Annotated in this window: 17 protein-coding genes and 1 pseudogene; 7 read left to right on the forward strand and 11 right to left on the reverse strand. The window is 74.1% G+C overall.

Translation table 11 applies throughout. The features are described 5' to 3' along the window. The first annotated feature begins 44 nt into the window (after window positions 1-44). Window positions 45-452 carry a nuclear transport factor 2 family protein gene (locus ACFVYA_RS39185; RefSeq protein WP_387052253.1) on the forward strand — a complete coding sequence of 136 codons (408 nt, stop codon included), beginning with the start codon at window positions 45-47 and terminating at the stop codon, window positions 450-452. A 6-nt stretch (window positions 453-458) separates the two neighbouring features. Here ACFVYA_RS39185 and ACFVYA_RS39190 read toward each other — a convergent pair whose 3' ends face one another. The 9 genes from ACFVYA_RS39190 to ACFVYA_RS39230 form a co-directional block, all read right to left on the reverse strand. Next, window positions 459-1,508, reverse strand: coding sequence for a hypothetical protein (locus ACFVYA_RS39190; RefSeq protein WP_387052255.1), 1,050 nt, complete (start codon window positions 1,506-1,508; stop codon window positions 459-461). Between the two features lie 55 nt (window positions 1,509-1,563). Then, a complete protein-coding gene (locus tag ACFVYA_RS39195; RefSeq protein ID WP_387052257.1) occupies window positions 1,564-2,001 on the reverse strand; it encodes a hypothetical protein in 438 nt (145 codons plus the stop codon). A 31-nt stretch (window positions 2,002-2,032) separates the two neighbouring features. After that, window positions 2,033-2,893, reverse strand: a complete 861-nt coding sequence (locus tag ACFVYA_RS39200; protein ID WP_387052259.1) for a DUF3592 domain-containing protein — start codon at window positions 2,891-2,893, stop codon at window positions 2,033-2,035. Between the two features lie 10 nt (window positions 2,894-2,903). Beyond that, entirely contained in the window at window positions 2,904-3,431 is a 528-nt protein-coding gene (locus ACFVYA_RS39205) for a hypothetical protein (RefSeq protein WP_387052261.1), read from the reverse strand. Between the two features lie 52 nt (window positions 3,432-3,483). Continuing rightward, complete coding sequence (locus ACFVYA_RS39210; RefSeq protein WP_387052263.1) at window positions 3,484-6,495, reverse strand: hypothetical protein; 3,012 nt, start codon at window positions 6,493-6,495, stop codon at window positions 3,484-3,486. 1 nt (window position 6,496) lies between these two features. Continuing rightward, a complete protein-coding gene (locus ACFVYA_RS39215) occupies window positions 6,497-7,531 on the reverse strand; it encodes a hypothetical protein (RefSeq protein ID WP_387052265.1) in 1,035 nt (344 codons plus the stop codon). Continuing rightward, window positions 7,528-8,832: a hypothetical protein gene (locus tag ACFVYA_RS39220; protein ID WP_387052267.1), complete on the reverse strand. Its 1,305-nt coding sequence runs from the start codon at window positions 8,830-8,832 to the stop codon at window positions 7,528-7,530. The genes ACFVYA_RS39215 and ACFVYA_RS39220 overlap by 4 nt, the downstream gene beginning before the upstream one ends. A 270-nt stretch (window positions 8,833-9,102) precedes the next feature. Continuing rightward, a complete protein-coding gene (locus tag ACFVYA_RS39225) occupies window positions 9,103-9,879 on the reverse strand; it encodes a hypothetical protein (RefSeq protein ID WP_387052269.1) in 777 nt (258 codons plus the stop codon). 398 nt (window positions 9,880-10,277) lie between these two features. Next, a complete protein-coding gene (locus tag ACFVYA_RS39230) occupies window positions 10,278-13,031 on the reverse strand; it encodes an AAA family ATPase (RefSeq protein ID WP_387052271.1) in 2,754 nt (917 codons plus the stop codon). Between the two features lie 153 nt (window positions 13,032-13,184). On the opposite strand from ACFVYA_RS39230, the gene ACFVYA_RS39235 reads away from it, so the two are divergent. Then, the gene (locus ACFVYA_RS39235) at window positions 13,185-13,757 is read left to right on the forward strand and encodes a VOC family protein (protein ID WP_387052273.1); all 573 of its coding nucleotides are present in this window, start codon (window positions 13,185-13,187) and stop codon (window positions 13,755-13,757) included. A gap of 346 nt (window positions 13,758-14,103) precedes the next feature. Here ACFVYA_RS39235 and ACFVYA_RS39240 read toward each other — a convergent pair. Together ACFVYA_RS39240 and ACFVYA_RS39245 are read right to left on the reverse strand one after the other, a co-directional pair. Beyond that, window positions 14,104-15,081 (reverse strand): annotated as a pseudogene (locus ACFVYA_RS39240) (NAD(P)/FAD-dependent oxidoreductase); the annotation flags it as partial. 75 nt (window positions 15,082-15,156) lie between these two features. Then, a complete protein-coding gene (locus tag ACFVYA_RS39245) occupies window positions 15,157-15,996 on the reverse strand; it encodes a TIGR03620 family F420-dependent LLM class oxidoreductase (protein WP_387052275.1) in 840 nt (279 codons plus the stop codon). A gap of 107 nt (window positions 15,997-16,103) precedes the next feature. Here ACFVYA_RS39245 and ACFVYA_RS39250 point away from each other — a divergent pair, with 107 nt between their 5' ends. The 5 genes from ACFVYA_RS39250 to ACFVYA_RS39270 all read left to right on the forward strand — a co-directional run bounded on the left by ACFVYA_RS39250 (window position 16,104) and on the right by ACFVYA_RS39270 (window position 21,108). Continuing rightward, on the forward strand, window positions 16,104-16,709 hold the full coding sequence (locus tag ACFVYA_RS39250) for a GNAT family N-acetyltransferase (protein ID WP_387052277.1): 606 nt from the start codon (window positions 16,104-16,106) through the stop codon (window positions 16,707-16,709). After that, a complete protein-coding gene (locus tag ACFVYA_RS39255; RefSeq protein WP_387052279.1) occupies window positions 16,690-17,607 on the forward strand; it encodes an SAM-dependent methyltransferase in 918 nt (305 codons plus the stop codon). Before ACFVYA_RS39250 ends, ACFVYA_RS39255 begins: the two co-directional genes overlap by 20 nt. Window positions 17,608-17,727: 120 nt before the next feature. Further along, the gene (locus ACFVYA_RS39260; RefSeq protein ID WP_387052281.1) at window positions 17,728-18,405 is read left to right on the forward strand and encodes a hypothetical protein; all 678 of its coding nucleotides are present in this window, start codon (window positions 17,728-17,730) and stop codon (window positions 18,403-18,405) included. Window positions 18,406-18,660: 255 nt separating this feature from the next. Then, complete coding sequence (locus ACFVYA_RS39265; protein WP_387052283.1) at window positions 18,661-20,241, forward strand: DNA polymerase Y family protein; 1,581 nt, start codon at window positions 18,661-18,663, stop codon at window positions 20,239-20,241. 60 nt (window positions 20,242-20,301) lie between these two features. After that, on the forward strand, window positions 20,302-21,108 hold the full coding sequence (locus ACFVYA_RS39270) for an alpha/beta fold hydrolase (RefSeq protein WP_387052285.1): 807 nt from the start codon (window positions 20,302-20,304) through the stop codon (window positions 21,106-21,108). Window positions 21,109-21,115 lie beyond the last annotated feature (7 nt).

Here is a 21,115-nt window from a genome sequence, read left to right on the forward strand (position 1 = left end):
ATCGCCGCGTCGCTCGGCACCAAGGTCGCGAAGGGTGAAATGACATGGGGCTGACCGACGACACCACGCCCGCCGCCGTGGTCCGGCGGCAGTACCTCGCCTCCGCCACGGGCGACCTCGCCGCGCTGCGGGCGACGCTGGCCCCGGACGTCGAGTGGACGGAGATGGCCGGGTTCCCGCTCGCCGGCACCTACCGCACCCCGGAAGGCGTCACGAGCGGGGTCATGGAGAAGCTCGCGCAGGACTGGGACGGCTGGGCGGCCCACGACGACACCTACGTCGCCGACGGCGAGAACGTCGTCGTGCTGGCCCGCTACACCGCGACGCACCAGGCGACCGGCAAACCGTTGAACGTCCGGGTGGCCCACCACTTCACGGTGCGCGGCGGGCTGATCGTCCGGTTCGAACAGTTCACCGACACCGCCCTGGTCCGCGACGCGGCCACCGCCTGAGGGCGATCACCCCGGCGGCAGGACCGCCGAAGCACTGCCGCCGGGCCCGGTCACGGTCGCACGGACCGTGAGCGCGGCCGGCAGCCGGACGACCGTGACCTGCCAGGTCCGCGGCGAGCCGACGTCGTGGGTGCCGCCGGCCTGGGCGACCAGGTCCGGGATGCGGTCGGCAGGTACCTCGCGCAGGTCGAACCGCGGGACGGCGGAATCGGCGGGCGCGAAGACCACCGAAAGCCGGCGTTCTTCGACGACGGCGGTGAGCACCTCCGAAACGTCCACCCCGCCGGCGAGTGCGTCGATGGCCCGGCGCAGCTCCCCCGCGTCCAGCAAGGACTGCTCCGGGCCGACGGTGATCGTCGCGGAGCTCGAAGCGGACGTCACCGTGGTGGACGACGATTCTGACGATTCTGATGACGAGGCCGGCTCTTCGGCGACCGGCTCCGGGCTGAACAGCTCGGCGCGGAACAGGCCGAGGACGGTGGCCGCGCCGAGCAGCAGCCCGATGAACACGACCACGGTGAACCCGCACCCCTCCGGCGGCCGCTGGACCAAAGTGGACTCGGGCGCGGGCTCGACGACCGTCTCCGCCGCGCGGCGCGCCCACTCCGCCGCCGGGCGCGGCACAACCTCGGCCCGCCACGGCTGTTCCGGCGGGTACTCGACGACGAGGACGTCACCCACCCGGTAGCGCGGGAGGTCGACCAGGTTGACGTGGTGCGTGGTCTCGACGCGGAACGACTGCGCGGCCTCGGGCGCAACCGTCAGGACCAAGGTGAGCGGGACGTCCCCGGTCTCGGTGCCGCCGGCGCGCAGGCTCTCGATCCGCGCGAGGGCGACGCGGGGAACGACCGCCGCCTCGCGGGCACGGCGCGGTATGCCGGCGACGAAGAACAGGACACCGTAGCCGAGCGGAAGTCCCAGGCCGGCCAGGAACACCGGCACGCTCTCGATGACGACACCGGTGACGCCGGCACACAGGGCCGCTCCGATGATGCCGCCGGTGAGAAATCCGCGCGCGAGGGCGACCGGACCGAGGTGGGTGGGCGCAGCTGACATGGACGTGCTCCGGATTCTCGAAGGGACTGCTGGGGACCCGGCCGATGGCTTCGGGTCAGCTCCGCTTGCGGCTCGCGATCACGTCGGAGAGCTGCCGCACGTGGGCGGGGTCCGCGTCCCGGGCAAGGGCGACGTAGTGGTCCATGACGGCCGGCCGGTAGCGCACGGGCAACGTCTGTCCTGGGGCGAGCCGGGTGAGCTCGGTGATCGTGAGGTCTTCGTCTGCGACACCGCGGAACGAGATGCCGTCGGCGGTCTCCACGTCGAACATCAGGACCACGCGTGGATTGCTGTTGACCTCCCGCCAGTCGACGAGAACGCCGAGCGCAAGCACCCCCGTACGCAGTTCCGCGTTGCGCTTCCACGCAGCACTGCTCAGCAGCGGGTTCGGGGCGACGCCCGGGAAGTCGGGTCCGACGCCGAGCGATTCCCGGCTCAGGTCGGGCCTGAGCAGCGCCATCAGATCGTTGAGCTTCTTCTTCGAACCGAACATCTTGACTCCTGTCTATCCAACTGAACCCTGCCTATTCGGCGGACACGCCCCAATCGAACGGCGGGCCCGGGAACGCCGCGGCCGGATCCGGTTCCACCAGTACCTCGTCCGGGTCCCGGGGGTCGTAGCGGACCAGCACCGTCGAGCCGCGGGCCGGGGCCTGGAACAGCGGCGTGACCATGGTCGTCACCACCGTGCGCTCCCCCGACTCCGTGGGGAACCGGACGTGGACGACGAACCGCGGGTGTCCCATGATCCAGACGCTCGTGAACTCCACGTGCGTCACGTGGCCGGTCACCTGGCGGCCGCCGCGGCGGAGGCCCTCCACGCGGTCGTCCGCCTCCGCCGCGGCGAGGAACGCCCGCAGCAGCACCACGATCACGACCAGGGCCACCAGCGCGGACACCGCGGGCAGCAGGTACGGCTCGTAGTAGACGACCCAGTCCACATCGGACCACGGTGTGGCTTTGCCGTCGGCCTGGGACGGCAGCCGCTGCCCCACCGACTCCGGCGGGCTCCACGACGGGATCGCCACGCCGGTGCCCAGCGCCACGCCCAGAGCCGCGGCCAGCGAGCTCGCCCGGAGGCCGACGCCCAGCCGGGACAACGACAGGCCGTCGCCCCACAGCATCGCGAAGCCGAGTGACGACGCCACCGTGATGGCGACGCTGAAGAACAGCACGAGTGAAACCACCGGGCCCGCGTCGGCCCCCCACGCGTCGACGCGGTTCAGTGACATCAGCCGGAAACCGTCCAGCAGCCCGAGCGCCCCGGACCAGCCCGCCGCCGCCCAGGCGAGCGTCGTGGGCACGCCGAGCAGCCACAGCCGCCGTCCCGCCCGGCGGGCCTGCCGCGGATCGCCCGGCAGGCCGAGGTCGAATGCTCCGAACACGGCGCCGCACCTAGGCGATCGGGCCGAACACGGCGACCTTCGCCGGGTCGGCCGGGTCGAGGCGGGCCTCGTGGCGGGTGCCGGGCGCGTACTGCTGGATGGTCGCCTGCGGCGTGATCAGCGGGGTCACCGTCCGGTAGGTGGTGCCGTCGGCGCGGGTGACCTCGAGCGTCGCGGTGTACCGGGCCTGCCCGGCGACGGTCCGGTCGGTCGGCTCCAGGGCCCGGACGACCAGGCTGGCCGGCTCGCCGGTGTCGTACAGGCGGCGCAGTTCCGTGCCGTAGGCCTGCAGCTCCTGCTGCTGGCGCAGCTGCTCCTCCATCGGCAGCGCCAGGAACGCGGCCATGTCCGGGTCGGCGTTGAGGTTCCGGAACGCCTGGGCGGCCAGCTGCGGGGTCGGCAGCTGCGGGGTGATGTCGTACCCCTGGGCCGCGGCCGCCCGCCGGAACTGCTCCGCGTGCTGCCGGAACTCCTGCGCGCCGCGGGCCGCGCCCTGCTGGGTTGCCTCGTTGACCTTGTCGCGGATCTTCTTGAACATCGGCCCTGCCTTTCGCTGTGCGGTGTGTGCACAGCTTCGGCGGGACGCGCCGCTACCGAACCCGGGTTTGCCGGTCGTCGGAGGCGTCGAGGCAGGTCAGGGCGGCCCAGAAGACCGGCGAGCGGGCCGGCTCGGGCCGCACCCGCCACTGCGCGAGCCGGGTCCGCTGCCACGCGCACAGCTCGGTGACCGGGTCGTCGCCGTCGAGGGCGGTGTCGACGGCGATCACCAGTTCGGCCATCGGGTCCGCGCCGGGTACCGCGGCCGACGTCGGCAGCGACCAGACCGTCGCAGCGACCAGCCTCGCCCCGGCCGCGACGGCGGCGAGCAGCACGCCGAACGGCTCGGGCATGCCGAAGTCGCTCGCGCTGGCGCAGCCGATCAGCGCCACCCTGGCCGGCATGGTGTCCATTTCGGACAGGGCGAGGTCGGCGGCGGTGAACGGCCGGTGCGCCCCGATCGGCTCGGCCGTGCCGGGCAGCTCGGCCGGGCAGGACAGGTGCAGCGCGGTCTGCGCGCCGTGTTCGTCGCGGACGCGGCTGACGTGCCCGGCGAACACCAGCCGTGAACACGGCTCGGCCAGCAGCCGGGCGAGCAGCCGCCGGTCGGTGTCGGTGCGCCGGACCAGGTCGAGCCCCCGCGTGGCGGACGGCCGGACCGGGCCGGCGGCGAGCCGCGCGTCCAGGTGGCGGATCAGCGGTGACGCCGCGTCCTGCTTGCCGAGCACGGAGCCCAGTTCGCCGAAGGCGCTCTGGCCGGGGATCCGCGGGTCGAGGAAGTACACCGGCGGGCCGTCGGGGGCCGGCGGGCGGCGCGGGATACCGGCCGGGGCGAGCAGGGAGACGTCGGCGACGTCGAGGACGCGGTCGTCGCCGTCGAAGCAGCTGCTTTCCCCGCCGGGTTCGAGCGCGTGGTCCGGCCGCCGGTCGGGCAGGGCCAGCAGGCCCCACGGCACCGCGGCGAGGCTCGGCGAGGGCTGCACGCGCAGCAGCGGCCGCCGTCCGCTGCCGGCGGCCTCCCGCAACCGCGCGACGAGGTCGGCGGGCAGCAGGTTGAGGGCGAGGATCCGGGCCAGCCGTTGTTCGCCGTCGAGAGTGCCGAAGGCGCCGAGCGAACGCTGGACGGCGTCGGCGACGCTCTCGCCTTCGCGGGGCGTCGGCGAAGCTTCGGCCAGGAACTCCCGGGCGGTCGCGACCAGGGCGGCGTCGACCGGGTGGGTGTGGACGGTGTCGAGGTCGCCGGTGGTCCGCCAGCTGAGGTAGGTGTGCCCGGCGTCGGCGTAGCGCAGGAGGAACGTCTCGCGGCCGGGATCGGCGGCGGGCCAGGTCGCCACGGTTTCGGTGGCCGGGCGGGGCAGGCCGTACCGCTCGGCGGCGACCTCGAGCCAGCGGTCGAGTTCCATGGGTGAGCCGGGAGACCAGCGCAGGGCGGGCGGCGGCGCGAGCCGCAGCGGGAGCGACGCCGTGACGGTGCCCAGCGCGGCGAGCGGAAGCCCGGCGGCGGGCAGCGCCACCGGGAGGGCGGGGACCGAGCCGGTCAGGTCGAGCGCGGGTGCCCCGGCTCCGGTGTACGCCCCGACCGCGCAGGTCCGTTCGATCAGTTCGGCGGCCAGCCTCGGCTCGTTCAGCCGGGCCAGGACCGCCATCAGCAGTTCGGTCGCCGGGCCCGCGACCTCACGCACCCAGGCCGTACGCGCTCGCGGCGAAGCGAACTCGAACCGGTAGTCCGCCGCGGCCAGCGCCACCGGGAGCAGCAGGTCCAGCACCGCCCGCAGGTCTTCGCCGCGGGCGAAGCCGATCGTGGCCGCCACGAAGTCCGTGTGCAGGCGCTCGGTCCACTCCCCGGCCGCCCGCGCCGACTCCCGCGCGCGGGTCACGTGCTCCTCCGCCGTCGCCCAGTCGCCTTCGGCCGCGGCGCAGCGGGCCAGCGCGACGTCGAGCCGGCGCAGGCCCGGGGTGTCCCCGTTGGCCGTCCAGAGCTTGCCCGCGTGCTCGAACTGGTCGCGGGCCTGCCGGGGATCGCCGGTGAGCAGCAGCAACGTGCCGAGCGCATGGCTCGCGTCCGCCACGTCGCCGGTCGCGCCCGCCGCCGCGAGTTCGTCGCGGGCCGTGACGATCGCCGCGACCGCGCCCGGGAGGTCACCGCCCAGCGCCCGGTCCGCGGCCAGGTCGATGGCGAACTTCGCGGCCGCCGGCCGGCCTTCGTGCCCGGCGCCGAGCCGGAACAGGTCCGCCCGCGCGCCGGCGTCCTCGCCGCCGGCCTGGCGGAGCCGGGCGCGTTCGGCGAGCGCCATCGCCCGCAGCCCCGCCACCTGGGCGTCGGCCCCCTCGATGCTCGCCAGTGCCGTGAGAATCTCCTCGATCGCGGTCAAGGCGCCGGCCGGGTCCCCGGCGGTCACCCGCACGCGCGCCTCGAGGATGCGCAGCTCCAGTTCGTCGGTGCCGTGCGGGTCGAGCAGCTCAGGCGGGTACAGCCCCGGCCCGGCCGCCTTCCGCTGGGCCGCCCGGCGGCGCTGCCCCGCGATCAGCTCCCGGGCCCCTGCCACGTCACCGTCCTCGGTGGACAGAGAGACGAGCACGCGCTCGGCGACTTCGCGGGAACCTTCGATCGTCCGCAGTTCGGCATACTGTCCGAAGTGGACAGCGGCGGCGGCGCTCACGCGGAAGGCGGCCACCACGGCTTCGGCGCACTGGCGGGCGTTGCGCAGGTCCCCCGCCGAATAGCAGACAGTGGCCAGATCGCTGACGGCGGCGACTTCGAGGTCGGTCCGGTCGAGCTGCCGCGCGAGCTGCCGCATCCGGCCGTAGGCCCGGTGCGCGCCCGCGATGTCCCGTGCCGCGGCGAGCCACTTGGCCTCGTTCTGGACCTCGACCGCTTCGGCCAACAGCCGCCGGTACCCGGCTTCGGTGAGCGAACACGCGGGCAGTTCGCCGTACGGCGCCGGGTCGAGGCCGAAGTGGACCGCGACGCACCGGCAGTTGTAGCCGTGCGAACTCGTGCCCGCCAGTTCCGCCGGGAGCGGCCGGTCCGGCGGGGTGTGCGGCGGCGGCAGGCCGACGAGCACGTCAGAACTCCTCTTCGGCGGACGCGGCGGCCGCGCGCTCGGCGAGCGTCCTGTCCGCCAATGGCAGTGCGGCTCGCGCCCGCACGAGCGACACCACCTCGGCCCGGTCTTCCGGCGTGGTCCCGGCGACGCCCTCGGCCGTCACGCCCACGACGATTCCGATGGGGGCGGCCACGCCCCGCCGAGCCGCGGCTTCGTCCAGGTCGGCCGCGCCGGCGAACCAGCCGGCCCCCAGGTGCAGGGGAACCTCCGCGAACACCTCCCCGTCGTGGGTCGCGAACGCGGTGAGGGCCGCGTCGGCGAACGCCCCCGCGACTTCGACCTCGAGCCGGGTGCCCGCCGCAGCCGCGACGATCCGCCAGGCCACCGTGTTCTCCGCGGCGTCGAGGATGCCCGGCGGCACGCGCGCCCAGTCGACGCTCGCCCGGCCCTCGGCCACGACCCCCGCGTCCGCCACCGGCCCGTCGGCCCCGGCGGCCAGTGCGTAGGCCCGCTGCCCCGGCGACACGGCGGCGGACAGCGCGGCCGCGGCTTCGGCGCGCACGACGTCGTCCTGGTCGTCGAACCACGCCGACAACCGCAGGCACATGGCCCGCACCTCCTCGGCGACCACCGTCGCGGCGACCCCCTCCGCGGCGGCGTCGAACAGCTCCGCCGGGGTGGCCTCGAAGCCGTCGAGCATGCCTTCGGCGACGTTCTCGACCGCCGCGGTGACGACGGCGGCTTCCAGGTCCAGCAGCGCGGAGTCCAGCGACGGAACGCCGAGCGCCGGGCTCGCGGGCCACCACCGGCGGGCCCACAGCAGCAGCGCGAGCGCGGCCGGTTCCGGCCGCGCGGGAACGTCGACGTGCCCGGCGGCGAGTGCCGCCAGAGCACGCTCCGCGCCGACGAGCCGCGTCAGCCACGGTTCCGCGGCCGCCGCGTCCGTGAGTTCGACGCGCATCGTCCCGGGCTCGCCGGCGAGCAGGTCGGCCAGGGCGAACCGGAGGAGGGCGCCGTCCGCGGCCAGGACCGGGGTGTGCACCGCGTGCGTCACGACACCGCCTCCAGCTCCGGCAAGCGGGCCACGAGCGCGCGGCGCACCTTCGTCCGCAGATCCAGCGAGGTCGAGCGGACGACGCCGGTGACGAGGTCCCGGACGTCCCCGGCACCGGCCGGGAAGTCACCGCGGACGTCGAAGCCGTGCAGCCGGATCCACAGCCTGCCGAGGAACTGCTTGGCGAATTCGCGCAGCTCACGCACGAGTTCGGCGTCGGGCCGCGGGGTGAGCGGCGTGGCGCCGGCCAGCGCCCGCCGAGCGTGCAGGACGTATCCCTCACGCGCGACCTGGGCGTTGAGCTGCCGGGCGAACGCGGGCCCGCCGGCCGCGGCGCCGTCGAGCGGCCGGAGCGCGGGGGCGAGGACGACGCCGAGCGCGAAGCAAGCGGCCAAGGCGGGCCGAGCGAGCCCGAACCCGGCGGCGACCCGGGCGAGCTCGTCGTCGACGAGACCGGCGACGGGCTCCCGCTCGTCGGCCGGAAGCCGACGCAGGGTGGCCCGCACGCGGCGTTCGACGCTGCGTTCGAGGATTTCGGGGCCGGTTTCGTCCTGCCGTCGCAGCGGCGGGACGGCGGCGCTATCCCCGCGTTGCAGGCCGAGTCCCGGCAGCCCGGGGACGGCCTTGGCGAGGGCACCAGCCCCTTCGGGACGGCGCAGGGCGAGCCCGAAGGCGTGCCCGGCGGCGGAATCGGCGAGCGCCCGCCAAGCGGTGTCGGAGAGGCGGTCCACGAACTCGCCGAGCAACGCCACCGCGTCCTCCAGCGCCAGGCCCGCGTCGGAATTCCCGTGCCACCGCCGGTGCAGCTCCGCGGTCAGGTCCGCCGCGACGCGCGGATCGGCCAGGTACGCGGTCAGCCGGGCGACTCCGGCGTCGCCGCTTTCGCCGTGCAACTCGCGCAAGGCCGCCGCCGCCGTCTCCGGCGCATCCGGGCCCGGCATGCCGAACCCCGTCGCCAGCTCGTACGCCAGGGGAAAGCAGACGTCCTGCACGTCGCCCGCCGTGATGCGCAGGGCCCGGCGTTGCCGCTTCAGGTGCGTGAACCACGCGGCCGTCGCCCGCAACCGCGGCGCGTCGGCCAGCAGCACCCCGGTCAGCTCGGCCGCCGCGGCCGGCTCCAGCAGCGGACGGCCCAGCCGCGGCCGCGCCGCCGTGCGGACCACCAGCGGATCGATGATCTTCTTGACGGTCCGCGTCAGCGGGCCGCCGTCACCCGAGGAGAGGACGTCCACACCGGGAATCCGCGCCCACGCCGCGGCCAGGACCGCGGAACGCAGCCGTGGTTCGCCCGATCCGGTCACCCGTCACCCTCCCCCTCGCTCCCCCGCACCTTACCGAGGAGGCACCGGCCGGGCCTGAGCCCGGCGGCTCGGCAACGACGTCAGGCTGCGCGATCCCGAGCTCGCGGCCGACCACGACGACCGGCCGAAATAAACGTCTCATCGGCGGCCGAATAGGGCGTTATACAGCGGGATGGTCGGCAAGCTGAGGCTGCCGCGTCACGAAAGGTTGGGGTGGCGACTGCCTCCGCACCCACCACCTGATCCCGGGCTCGTCCCGGTCGTGCGGGGCTACGCCGGGTTCTCCGCGACGGCGAGGTAGTCCGTGTAGATCTGCGGTGAGCCCGAGAACGAGGCCAGCTGCTTCCACTCCTCGTACATCTGTTTGGTGTCGCGGTGGGCGGCCGCGAACTCCGCGGCCTCGCCGGTGGCGATGTCGGGCTCGGGGTAGAAGACGTCCAGCGCGTCCAGGCTCGCGATCTCCATCATCATCACGTACTGGTCGAGGCGGTTGCCCCGCTCGCCCTTGAGCACGTGGAACCGCCAGTCCGGATAGTCGTCGATCCGGTGGTGGTTCTCGGCGATGAAGCGGTCGAACATCTCCTCGGTCACACCGGCGCGCAACGCCAGGTTGTGGATCCCGACGACCCGGGCGACGGGCTCCTCCCCCGGGCGGTCGCGGTAGCGGGGGCCGGGCGTGACCGTGCTCCGCGGATTGTCGGCCAGCAGCCGGTAGTCGGTGAACAACGTCGGCAGCTCAGCGAACGTGCCCAGCCGCCGCCACCGCGCCAGCACAGCCTCCGCCTCGGGGTGCCGCGCCCAGAACAGCCGGGCCAGCTCGGTCTGCTCACCCCGGGCCGTGACGTAGCGGTCGCGCTGCTCAGCGCTGTCGATCTCGTACAACATCAGGTACTGCCCGGTCCGCTCCCCGCGCAACCCCCGCAGCAGAGTCCACCGCCACCCCGGGTACAAGGGCAGGTGAACGCCCTCACCACGCACGAACGTCTCGAACTCCTCCGGCGTGACACCAGCCTCCGTGTCGATGGCGATGTACTGGAAAGTGAACACCGACGAGCGTCCCAATTGCGTCCAATCCTCGGGCCGGGAAAGGGAACGCGCATCCGACAAGCACGACTCCCCTGCACCACATCCTGCCAGCTCCAGAACAACGGAGCCCGCGAGACTTCCCCGCTGGACGCGATCCGACGGGTCCACAGCCAGCGCAGCTACACGTCCTGCGTGCACTGCCACCGGCGACTGTTCGGCAGCGCGAACCACGCCGAGACCATCTACGGCGGCTGCCAACCCAAGAAGGGCTTACCGGCCCGGGCTGGACGAGATGTCGTACCCGGCGCCCGTCGCCACGGGTCTCGGACCTGACCACGCCGAGGCGCGCCAGATCACCGTAGCGCTTCGTGGTGGCGAGCGCTGTCACTCGATCGCCGGGTTTTTCCGGCGTGAACGGCTTACCGATCGACCGGGTCGAGCGGCGCCGCTGCCCCGTCGAAGACAGCGTCGCGCAGTTGACGCCGCGAACTGATCGCGAGCTTGCCGAAAACCTTGCGCAGGTGCCATTCCACGGTGCGCGGGCTGAGGAAGAGCCGCGTGCCGATCTCGGGATTGGACAGTCCTTCGCGTGCGAGCCGGGCGATCTGGAACTCCTGCGGGGTCAGCTCCTCGGTGGCTGTCTCGGCGGTGCGTTTGCGAACCGTCTCGCCGGTGGCCAGCAGCTCGCGGCGCGCGCGGTCGGCGAAGGCGTCCAGGCCCATCTCCGAGGTCATGACGTGCGCGGTGCGCAGGTGCTCGCGCGCGTCGACTCGGCGTCCCTCGCGCCGGAGCCACTCGCCGAACACCAGGTGGGCGCGAGCCAGCTCGACCCGCAACGGAGTGCCGGCGAGCAGCGCGATCGATTCGGCGTAGCACTCGCCGGGCGTGATGCCCGCCAGCGCCCGCAGGCGGGCTTCGAGGGCGCGGTTCCACACCGTCGGGGTGGCTCTGGCCCGTTCGGACATCCGGTCCAGCGCCGCGGTGACGAGGTCGCTGTCGCCGGTGCGCGAGGCGGCCTCCGCCAGCTCGGCCGTCGCGAGGGCCTGGTGGCCGACCGCGTCGTGCTCGAACACCCGGTAGGCCGCGTCCCGGGCGGCTTCATGGCGGCCGAGACCGTTGGCGAGCACGGCCTGCGCGTAGTCGGCGAACCGCACGACCCGACCCTGGCCCCGCTCGGCCGCGGCCGCGGCAGCGGCCGTGATCTCCGCGGAAGCGTCCCGGCCGCGCAAGGCGGCGAGCAGGATCGCGCTGTACCCGACTGAACGGCCCCCGGTGACCTCGGCGAGCAGGCGGTCCTCGTCGACGAGTGCCTGTGCCGCGGACAAATTTCCCGCCAGCAGCTCGTGGTTGGCGAGGAAGTTGAGGGCGAACTGCAGCTGGACGAGCGCGCCGGTGTCGCGCGCCAGCCGGACCTGACGCTCGGCGAACGCACGCCCGGCGGCGTAGTCGAGCACCTCGGTCGCCAGAGTGCCGCCGGCCCGGTTGCCCAGCAGCCACAGCAGGCGTCCGGTGTTCTCGCCGGCGGTGTCCAGTGTCCGGACGGCGTCGATTGCCTTGGTCATCAGCGGGGCCGCGGCAGCGTAGCCGTCGGTGAGGCGGGTGGCGAGCGCGTCGAGCACGAGGTCGACGACGGTTGGTGGGGCTTTGGCCGCAGGGGCCGCACGCGCCTGCTTCGCGGCTTCGACCCCGGATCCCGCCCAGACCGCAGCGCCGAGCGCTTCCAGGTACGTTTCGCGAGCCCGGTCACCGTCGAGCCGTCCGGCGGCGCGCAGGAGCAACTCCGCCGCGTCGCCACCCCTGCGCTGGTCGAACGCGATCTGCCCGCGCAGCCGTTCGACCTCGGCGTCCCGCGCGGCGTCCGGTGGCCCGGCTTCGGCCGCTCCCAGCAAGCCCAACGCCGCTTCGAGCGCGCCCGCGCCGCGTTTCGCCCGGGCGGCCGCGAGCTCCCGTCGTGCCCGCAGCGCCGGATCGGGGGTGAGCGTGGCAGCCTGATCCAGCAGCGCCGCGGCGGCGCCGAGCCCCCCGCGCGCCTGAGCACGACCAGCCGACCGCTCCAGCTCGGCCGCGACGTCTTCGTCCGGGGCCACGCTCGCCTGCGCGCGATGCCACGCCCGCCGATCCGGATCGAGGGCCGGGTCGGTGACCGCCGCGAGCGCCCGGTGCACTTCCTGCCGCTCACCGGCCGAGGCGGACCGGTAGACAGCCGAGCGCACCAGCGGATGCCGGAACCGGATCCGCGGCCCGAACTCGATCAGCCCGGTCGACTCGGCGGCGGTAGCCGGGTCCGCGCCCAAGCCGAGCTCACCGGCCGCACGCCAGAGCAACGTGGCGTCTCCCAGCGGCTCGGCCGCCGCGGCCAGCAGCAGCTTCCTGGTGCTGGCCGGCAGTGGTGCGAGCTGCTGCAGGAAGCAGCGCTCGAGGCGGTCGGCCAGCGCATCACCGTCCGGCCGGAACAGCCCGTCGGTGTGCTCGGCCGCGGTCCAGAACCGGGGCAGCTCCACCAGCGCGAGCGGGTTGCCGTGCGTTTCGGCGATGATCCGGTCGCGCACCCGGCCGTCCAGCGGACCTTTGAGCACCGAGTCCAGCAGAGCGCCGGCCGCCGCACCCTCGAGGCCGCGGACGGCCACCGCCGGCATCCCGGCCAGATCGAGCTGCTCTGCGGGCTCGCGCACGGCGACGACCAGCGCGATCGGCTCGGCCAGCAGCCGCCGCGCGACGAACGCGACGACCTGCGCGGACACCCGATCCAACCATTGCGCGTCATCGACCAAGCACACCAGGGGCCGGTCCTCGGCGACTTCCCCGAGCAAGGTCAGCACCGCGAGGCCGACCAGGAACCGGTCCGGCGGGTCGCCCGCGGTCAAGCCGAAGGCCGTGCCGAGCGCGGCCAGCTGCGGCGCAGGCAAGTGCTCGAGCCGGCCGAGGAACGGGACGCAAAGCCGCTGCAGGCCGGCGTAGGGCAACTCCTGCTCCGACTCGACACCGGCCGTCCGCGCCACCCGGCAGCCGGTCGCCCGCGCCGCGACGTAGTCCAGCAAAGCGGTCTTGCCGATCCCCGCCTCGCCGCGCAGCAGGAGAACCCGGCTGCGGCCCGCCCGTGCGGCAGCGAGCACGCCGTCGAGCGCGGCGAGTTCCTCGCCGCGACCGACCAGCTCCGGCTCCCGACCAGACATCACCCGGAACCCTAGCGCGATCCCCGGGCCCGGGCCCGGGGATGACCAGGGTGTCTCACGGGGGCGAACGGACCGTGGGAAGGACGACTGTGGTGGCGAGCGGCACTGAGCCCCTTACCGATCCCGCCGCCACTGGAGAGAAGGAGTCCGATCATGGACATGAAGCTCGAAGTCGTGGTCTTGCCGGTCGCCGACGTCGACCGGACCAAGCACTTCTACAAGACACTCGGCTGGCGCGAAGACGCCGACATCGTCTTCGGCGGATCGCGAATCGTGCAGCTGACCCCGCCGGGATCGGCGACGTCGGTCCACTTCGGCACCGGCATCACCGACGCCGGCCCCGGCTCGGTGCGCAACACCTACCTCGTCGTCGACGACGTCGAGGCCGCCCGGGCCGAGCTCGCCGGGCACGGCGTCGACGTCAGCGAGGTCTTTCACCGCGACGACACCGGCGCCTTCGCCCCGGGCGTGCACCCCGACCGCGGCACCTACTCCTCGTTCGCGTCGTTCAGCGACCCGGACGGCAACACGTGGCTGCTGCAGGAGGTCACCGACCGGCTGCCCGGCCGGGTCGCCGGCGTGGCGTTCGGCTCGACGCAGAAGCTCGAAGCCGCGCTGCGCGAGGCCGCGGCCGCGCACGGCGAGCACGAGAAAGAAACCGGCCAGTACGACGAGGAATGGCCCACCTGGTACGCCCAGTACATGGCGCAGCACCAGAACGCCTGAGCCCATCCGGCGGTGGGGGGGGCGGGCCCCCCCCCCCCGCCACAAAGGCGTCCCGCGGGTGCTGCACCGACGCCAGGCTGAGGATGTCGCGGCCGAACAGGGCCTGCGTCAGCCACACCGCGAGGACCCGGACCTTGCGTTCCCAGGTGGGCACGGCCAGCACGTGGTAGCCGCGGTGCACGAGCCACGCCGGGAGACCCGTGATGACGAGCTTCCGGTACTGGAAGATCCCGCGGCCCAGGCCGAGCGTCGCGATGGCGCCCAGGCTGTGGTGGACGTACGGCTTCGGTGCCCGGCCGCGCAGCGTCGCGATGATGTTGCGGGCCAGCAGTTTTCCCTGCCGGTAGGCGTGCTGGGCGTTGGGCACGGTGCGCACGCCCGGGACCGGCGAGGCGAGGTCGGGCACCGCGGCGTCGTCCCCGGCCGCCCAGGCATCGGGCACGCCCTCGATCCGCAGATCCGGCCGCACGACGAGGTGACCGCGGTCGTCGACCGGGAAGTCGGTGTGCCGGCCGACGACGGGGTTGGCGCCGTTGCCCGCGGTCCAGACGATCAGCTCCGAGTCGAACTCCTCGCCGGTCGAAAGCGTTACGTGGCCGTCCTTCGCCGACGTCACCAGGGTGCTCAGGTGGACGCGGCCGCCCCGCCGTTCCAGTTCCCGCACGACCCAGCGCCCCGGCCGGTCGGTGACCTCGGGCAGGATGCGGCCCGACGCTTCGACGAGGTGGAAGGCCAGTTCGTCGCGGTGCAGCTCCGGATAGCGCTTGAGCAGCGCGGTCGCGAGCGACAGCAGCTCGCCGAAGCCTTCGACGCCCGAGAAGCCACCGCCGACGAAGGTCACGGTGAGCAGCTTCCGCCGCTGCGGGCCCGCGGGCAGTGCGGCGGCGCGGTCGAAGGCGGTGAGCAGCCGGTCCCGGATCGCCACCGCCTCCTCGACGTGCTTGAGCCCGATGGCCTGCTCGGCGATGCCCGGCACGGGCAGGATCCGCGTGACGGCCCCGGCGGTCACGACGACGGTGTCGTAGCCGAGTTCGAAGGCTTCGCCGTCGGCCGGCTGCACGGTGACGACGCGGTGGGCGTGATCGATGGCGGTGACCTTCCCGGCGACGACCCGGGTGCGGCGCAGGTGCCGCCGCAGCGACACGGCGGCGTGCCGCGCCTCGACCGAGCCGGCCACGACCTCGGGCAGGAACGGCTGGTAGGTGAGGTAGGGCCGCGGGTCGACGAGGGTGACCTCGGCTTCGCGGCGACGCAGCTTCTTCTCGAGCTTCCAGGCGGCGTAGAACCCGGCGTACCCGCCGCCGACGATCAGGATCCGGCGCATCTCGTCCTCTTTTCTCGCTTCACCCCCTGGACGAGGCCGCGGACGAGGGGTGTGACCGCGATGCGCGTCACAGCTTCAGCGGAGGGCCGCGGCGAGCTCCCGGTACTCCGCGAGGGGCAAGCCGGGGTTCGAGGTGAGCACCTGCAGGGCCACGTGGTCCGCGCCGGCCCGGTGGTGCTCACGGACCCGCTCGAGCACGGTCTCGACGTCACCCCACGCGACGACCGCGTCCACCAGCCGGTCGCTGCCGCCGCCCGCGAAGTCCTCGTCGGTGAACCCGAGACGGCGGAGATTGGCGGTGTAGCCGCGTTTCGCCAGGTAGAAGCTCAGTGCCTGCCGGGCGGTCGCGCGCGCGGTCGCCGGGTCCGCGGCCAGGACGACCTTCAGTTCCGGGGCGAGCAACGGGCCCTCGCCGAGCGCGGTGCGGGCGAGGTGGGTGTGCTCGGCGGTCGTGAGGAACGGGTGCGCGCCGATGCTGCGTTCCGCGGCGAGCGCCAGCATGCGGGGACCGGAGGCGGCCAGCACGCGGCTTCCGGCGGGGGTGCCGAGCGTGTCCAGCTCGTCGAAGTACGCCACCATCCGCTGGTACGGGGACAACGCCCACTGGCTCGCTTCGCGCGGGCCGTTGCCGAGGCCCAGCAGCAGCCGGCCCGGGTGCCGCCCGGCGAGTTCGCTCCGGTGCGCCGCGATCGCCGCCGCCGGGTGCACCCAGATGTTGGCGATGCCGGTGGCCACGGTGATCCGCGAGGTCGCGTCGAGGACGGTGGCCGCCATTTCCATGATGGCGGGACCGTTGCCCAGCCAGACCGTGCCGAAGCCCGACGCGTCGAGTTCGGCCATCGTCTCCGGGAGCCGGGCACCCTCCTGTTCGAAGAGCCGCAGCGGGCTCCAGAGGCCGATCCGTCCGAGGTTCACGGACGAGACCGTAGGGGCTCGCGATCTTCGGTGTCCAAGGCCAATCCGCCGAAACCGGCCTGGTCGCCGAGTGCGTGACTCGGCGTGCGTCGGGCAGAATCGCGTGGATGGCGCACACCGTCCGGCCTCTCGAAGCCTCGACGTGGGCCGCTTTCGCGGAACTCGTCGAACGGAACAACGGCGTCTTCGGCGGCTGCTGGTGCCTCGGCTTCCACCCGGAACGCGCTCGGCGGGGCCCGGTGCGCCGCACGATCAAGGAGGACCGGGTGCGGACGGGCGGCGCGCACGCCGCGCTCGTGCTCGACGAGGACGGCGTCGCCCAGGGGTGGTGCCAGTACGGCAGCCCCGGCGAACTACCCGGCATCAAGCACCGGCGTGCCTACGAGAAAGACGCGCCGCCGCGGCCGGACTGGCGGATCACCTGCTTCTTCGTCGACAAGAAGCACCGGGGCCACGGCATCGCCCGCGCGGCACTGGCCGGCGCGCTCGACCTGATCGCGCGGGCCGGCGGCGGGCTCGTCGAGGCCGTCTCCGAGGTGACCGCCGGCCGGGACGCGCCGGCGAGGTTCCTGTTCACCGCCACCGTGGAACTGTTCGAGGAGTTCGGGTTCGCCCGCGGGCGGCAGGTCGGCGGGCATGCGTGGATCATGAGCCGGGTGGTCGGCCCGCGGCCACCGGAAGACGGGGGAGAGCGTGGCTTCGAGCAGGCATGACGGCGACACCTGGGACCTGGCGTCGAGTGTCGGCGCGACCGCCACGATGGCCGCCGCGGCACGGGCGATGGCGACCCGCGCGGATCCGGCGTTCATCGACGACCGGTTCGCCGAACCGCTCGTCCGGGCGGTCGGCGTCGACCTGCTCACCCGGCTGGCGAGCGGCGAGGCGGCGCCCGGCGAGCTGGTCGAGCCGGTGTGGATCGACTTGGCCAAGGTGCGGACGAAGTTCTACGACGAGTTCTTCCGCGCGGCGGCTCTTTCGCAGGTCGTGATCCTGGCCTCGGGCCTGGATTCGCGCGCGTACCGGCTGCCGTGGCCCGCCGGGACCGTCGTGTACGAGGTCGACCGGCCGGAGGTCCTCGAATTCAAGACCCGCACCCTGGCCGGGCTGGGCGCCGAGCCCACCGCCGACCGGCGGGTGGTGGCGGCCGACCTGCGCGAGGACTGGCCCGCCGCGCTGCGCGCCGCCGGCTTCGACCCGGCGCGGCCGACCGCGTGGAGCGCCGAAGGCCTGCTCGGCTACCTGCCGCCCGAGGCGCAGGACAGGCTGCTCGACACCGTCACCGAACTCAGCGCGCCGGGCAGCCGGGTGGCCACCGAGAACCGGCCCAACCCACGACCGGGCGACGAGGCCAAGACGAAGGAAGGCCTGGATCGGCTCTCCGGACGCTGGCGCGGGCAGGGCTTCGACACGGACATGGCGAGGCTGCGCTATTTCGGTGAACGCAACGAAGCGGCGCCCTACCTGGCCGCCCACGGCTGGGAGCTGACCGGGAGCACCGTCCGGGAGCTGCTCGCGGCCCACGGTCTCGCGCCCCTGGGGGACGACGACCTGCGCATGGGCGACGTGCGTTACGTCAGCGGCGTCCTCCCCCCGGTGCCGCGCCCGGCTTGACAGCGGGGCCGCCCGTCTCGCACTATGCGAACAAGTGTTCGATGATTGTTCTGGGTTCGCCTGTGGCTTCCTCACGCGGGTGTCTCCGGTACGAGTACGTGGTGCTGGAGGTGAGCGGCGGTGGCGGTGCCGGAGGCGCTCACGGCCATCCCCGGGGTTCGCACGGCCGCGCAGCTGCGTGAGCCGGACGCGGGGCCGGGGGAACTGCTGGCGGTGCTGCCCGAGCTGGCCCGCCTGCTCCCCGGCGGCGGGCTGCGGCGCGGCAGCACGATCGCGGTGCGCGGAGGGACGTCGCTGGTACTGGCCCTCCTCGCGGCGGCCACCCGCAACGGTTCCTGGGCGGCGGTGACCGGACTGCCGGAGCTGGGCCTGGCCGCGGCCGCGGAACTCGGCGTCGACCTGGAGCGCCTCGCGCTGGTGCCGGACCCGGGCGCGGAGCTGGTGGCGGTGTTGTCGGCGTTGGTCGACGGCTTCGACGTGGTGGTCCTCGGCCCGGCACCGGTGCAGCCCCAGACGGCCCGCCGGCTGGCGGGCCGGGTCCGCAACCGGGGAACGGTCCTGCTGACGGCGGGACCGTGGCCGGGAGCGGACCTGGAGCTGAGGGTGTCGGGCCGCCGCTGGCACGGCCTGACGCAGGACGGCCACGGCCACCTCCGCGCCCGCGACGTGGTGGCGACAAGCCGTGGCCGCGGCGCGGCGGCGCGCCCGTCATCGGTGGGGCTGCTGCTCCCGGGCCCGGACGGAGCGGTGGCCGGAGGCAGCCCCCCGGGGCGGCGCCTGGTCGAGGTGGCCGGGTGAACTCGGCGGTGCGGCCGGGGTTTTCGGGCCGGGTTTCGGGCTGCTCGGGCTGCGGGATGAGGGCGGTGCGGAGGTCGTTCGCCGGGCTGGTTGCGGGATGAGGGCGGTGCCGAGGCTGTTGGTGCCGGCGGGGTGGGTGGTCGGCTGGTGTCGGCGGCCGGTCGGGGCTGGTGCCAGCCGGGTGGGTGGTCCGGCGGTCGGCCGGGGCCGGGGGATGAGGGCTGCGCCGAGGTCGTTCGCCGGGCTGGTTGGCGGATGAGCGATGCGCCACGGTTGCTCGTGCTGTGGTGCCCGGACTGGCCGGTCGCCGCCGCCGGGGCCGCTGCCGGGGTTCCGCCCACCTCGGCCGCCGCCGTTTTCTCCGCCAACCGGGTCGTGGCCTGCTCCGCTTCCGCGCGGCACCACGGCGTCGGGCGGGGGATGCGGCGCCGGGACGCCCAGTCGCGGTGTCCGGGACTCGTCGTGCACCAGCACGATCCCGATCGGGATGCCCGGCTGTTCGAACCCGTGGCCGCCGCCGTCGAAGGGCAGGCCGTCGGGGTGGAAGTCGTCCGGCCCGGGCTGGTCGCCGTGCCCGTCGACGGGGCCGCCGGGTACTTCGGCGGGGAGGCCGCCCTCGCCGAGCTGCTCATCGACGAAGTGGCCGCGCGGGCCGGGGTCGAATGCCAGGTCGGGGTGGCCGACGGGCTGTTCGCCGCCACCCTCGCCGCCCGCCGATCGGCGCTCGTTCCGCGTGGGCGGGCGAAGGATTTCCTCGCGCCGCTCTCGATCGCCGAGCTGAACCAGCCGGGTGACGACCGCGGGGAGCTCGTCGACCTGCTCAAGCGGCTCGGCCTGCGCACCCTCGGTGCGTTCGCCGCGCTGGCCGAACGCGACGTCGCCGGCCGCTTCCCGAAGGACGCCCTCACCGCCCACCGGCTCGCCCGGGGGCTCTCCGAACGCCCGCCGCTGCGCCGCGCCCTTCCGCCGGACCTGGCGGTCACCGAAACCTTCGAAGAGCCTCTGCGAAGAATCGACGAAGCCGCCTTCGTCGCGAAGACCCTCGGCGAGCGCTTCTTCGCCGGGCTCGCGAACCACGGCCTCGCCTGCACGCGCCTGGCCATCGTCGCCGTCACCGAAGCCGGCGAAGAACGCGTACGCGTCTGGCGTTGCGCCGAGCCCCTCACCGCCCGCTCGACGGCCGATCGCGTGCGGTGGCAGTGCGAAGGCTGGCTCACCGCGCGGGACCGGCCCACCGCCGGCATCGTCCGGCTGCGCCTCGACCCCGAAGAGGTCGTCGGCGGCCAAGCGCTGCAGCTGCAGCTCGGCTCGGTGGGCCGCGACGCCGACGCCGCCGAACGCGCCGGCCGCGCCCTGGTCCGCATCCAGGGCCTGCTGGGTCCGGACGCGGTTGTCACCCCGCTGCTGGACGGCGGCCGCGGCCCGGCCGAACGCGTCCGGCTCATCCCGTGGGGCGAGCCGCGCCGTCCCCTGGCCGCGGACCGGCCGTGGCCGGGCCGGCTGCCCGCGCCCTCACCGACGGTGGTGCCGCCCCGCCCGGTGCCGGCCGAGGTGCTCGACGCGGTCGGCGACGTCGTCCGCTGCACCACGCGCGGCGAACTCGGCTACCCGCCGTCGACGGTCGCCGTCGACGGGGGACCGCCGCGCCGGGTCATCGGCTCGGCGGGCCCGTGGGTCGTGCACCCGGCCCTGCCCGGCCGCCGAGGCGAGCGGCCCCTCGCCCGCATCCAGGTGGTCCTGGAGGGCGCCTCCGCGGAAGACGGCGACATCGCGCTCCTGCTCAGAGCCACCGTCGGTGATACTCCACAGTGGACCGTGGAGGGCTGCTACGACTAGCGGCGGGGACTGTCCGCGCGGTGTCAGGGCCGTGTCAGGCGGGGCGGCGACAGTAACCGCATGACCGAGAACAGCACCTCCCCGACCACCACCACCTCCTCCGACTGGACCGGCATGGTGCCGGTGGACGACACGGCACTGGCCGTCACCGACACCGGCGGCCCCGGCACCCCCGTGGTCTACCTCAACGGCCAGTTCGCCACCCAGGGCTACTGGCGCCGCGTCCTCACCGAGCTCGGACCGGAGTTCCGGCACATCACCTACGACGAGCGGGCCCGCGGCAAGTCGCGGCGCTCGGCCGACTACTCGTTCGAAGCCGCCGTCCGCGACGTCGACGCCGTGCTCGCCGCCCGGGGCGTGGAGCGGGCGCTCGTGGTGGGCTGGTCCTACGGCGCGGTCGTCGCGGCGCACTGGGCCGAGCGGAACCCGCAGCGAGCCATCGGCGCGGTCCTGGTCGACGGCGCGTACCCGCACGACTGGCTCGACGACGCCATGGAGCAGCGGATCCGCAAGCTGTTCAAGCGGATGAGCTGGTTCCTGCCGCTGCTGCGCCCGACCGGGCTGGCCCCGCGGATGACCGCGGCCCAGCAGGCGGAGAGCAACATCGAACTCGGCAAGCTCTCCCGCGAGCGCGAGCTGGGTCCGGTGCTGGACGGCCTCACGGTCCCCGTGCGGTACGTGATCGCCTCCGGGACGTCCTTCGGCAGCAAGGGCGACGAGCAGGAGCGGATCCGCGCCGCCCTCGACGCCGTGGTCGCCCGGAAGGCCACCATCACCAGCGAGAAGGTCGCCTCCAACCACGGGGCCATCCTGCGCAAGGACTTCCGTGCCGTCGCCGGCGCGGTCCGCGGTCTCGCGAACGCGTGACGCACAG

This window comes from Amycolatopsis sp. NPDC058278 (genome assembly GCF_042881395.1).
Lineage (GTDB): Bacteria > Actinomycetota > Actinomycetes > Mycobacteriales > Pseudonocardiaceae > Amycolatopsis.

Bases quoted from the DNA above. Each gene is read 5' to 3' on its own strand.
- ACFVYA_RS39205 (WP_387052261.1), bottom strand. From the start codon at position 3,431: ATGTTCAAGAAGATCCGCGACAAGGTCAACGAGGCAACCCAGCAGGGC.
- ACFVYA_RS39265 (WP_387052283.1), top strand. From the start codon at position 18,661: ATGAGCGATGCGCCACGGTTGCTCGTGCTGTGGTGCCCGGACTGGCCG.
- ACFVYA_RS39270 (WP_387052285.1), top strand. From the start codon at position 20,302: ATGACCGAGAACAGCACCTCCCCGACCACCACCACCTCCTCCGACTGG.
- ACFVYA_RS39250 (WP_387052277.1), top strand. From the start codon at position 16,104: ATGGCGCACACCGTCCGGCCTCTCGAAGCCTCGACGTGGGCCGCTTTC.
- ACFVYA_RS39190 (WP_387052255.1), bottom strand. From the start codon at position 1,508: ATGTCAGCTGCGCCCACCCACCTCGGTCCGGTCGCCCTCGCGCGCGGA.
- ACFVYA_RS39195 (WP_387052257.1), bottom strand. From the start codon at position 2,001: ATGTTCGGTTCGAAGAAGAAGCTCAACGATCTGATGGCGCTGCTCAGG.
- ACFVYA_RS39185 (WP_387052253.1), top strand. From the start codon at position 45: ATGGGGCTGACCGACGACACCACGCCCGCCGCCGTGGTCCGGCGGCAG.
- ACFVYA_RS39235 (WP_387052273.1), top strand. From the start codon at position 13,185: ATGGACATGAAGCTCGAAGTCGTGGTCTTGCCGGTCGCCGACGTCGAC.
- ACFVYA_RS39230 (WP_387052271.1), bottom strand. From the start codon at position 13,031: ATGTCTGGTCGGGAGCCGGAGCTGGTCGGTCGCGGCGAGGAACTCGCC.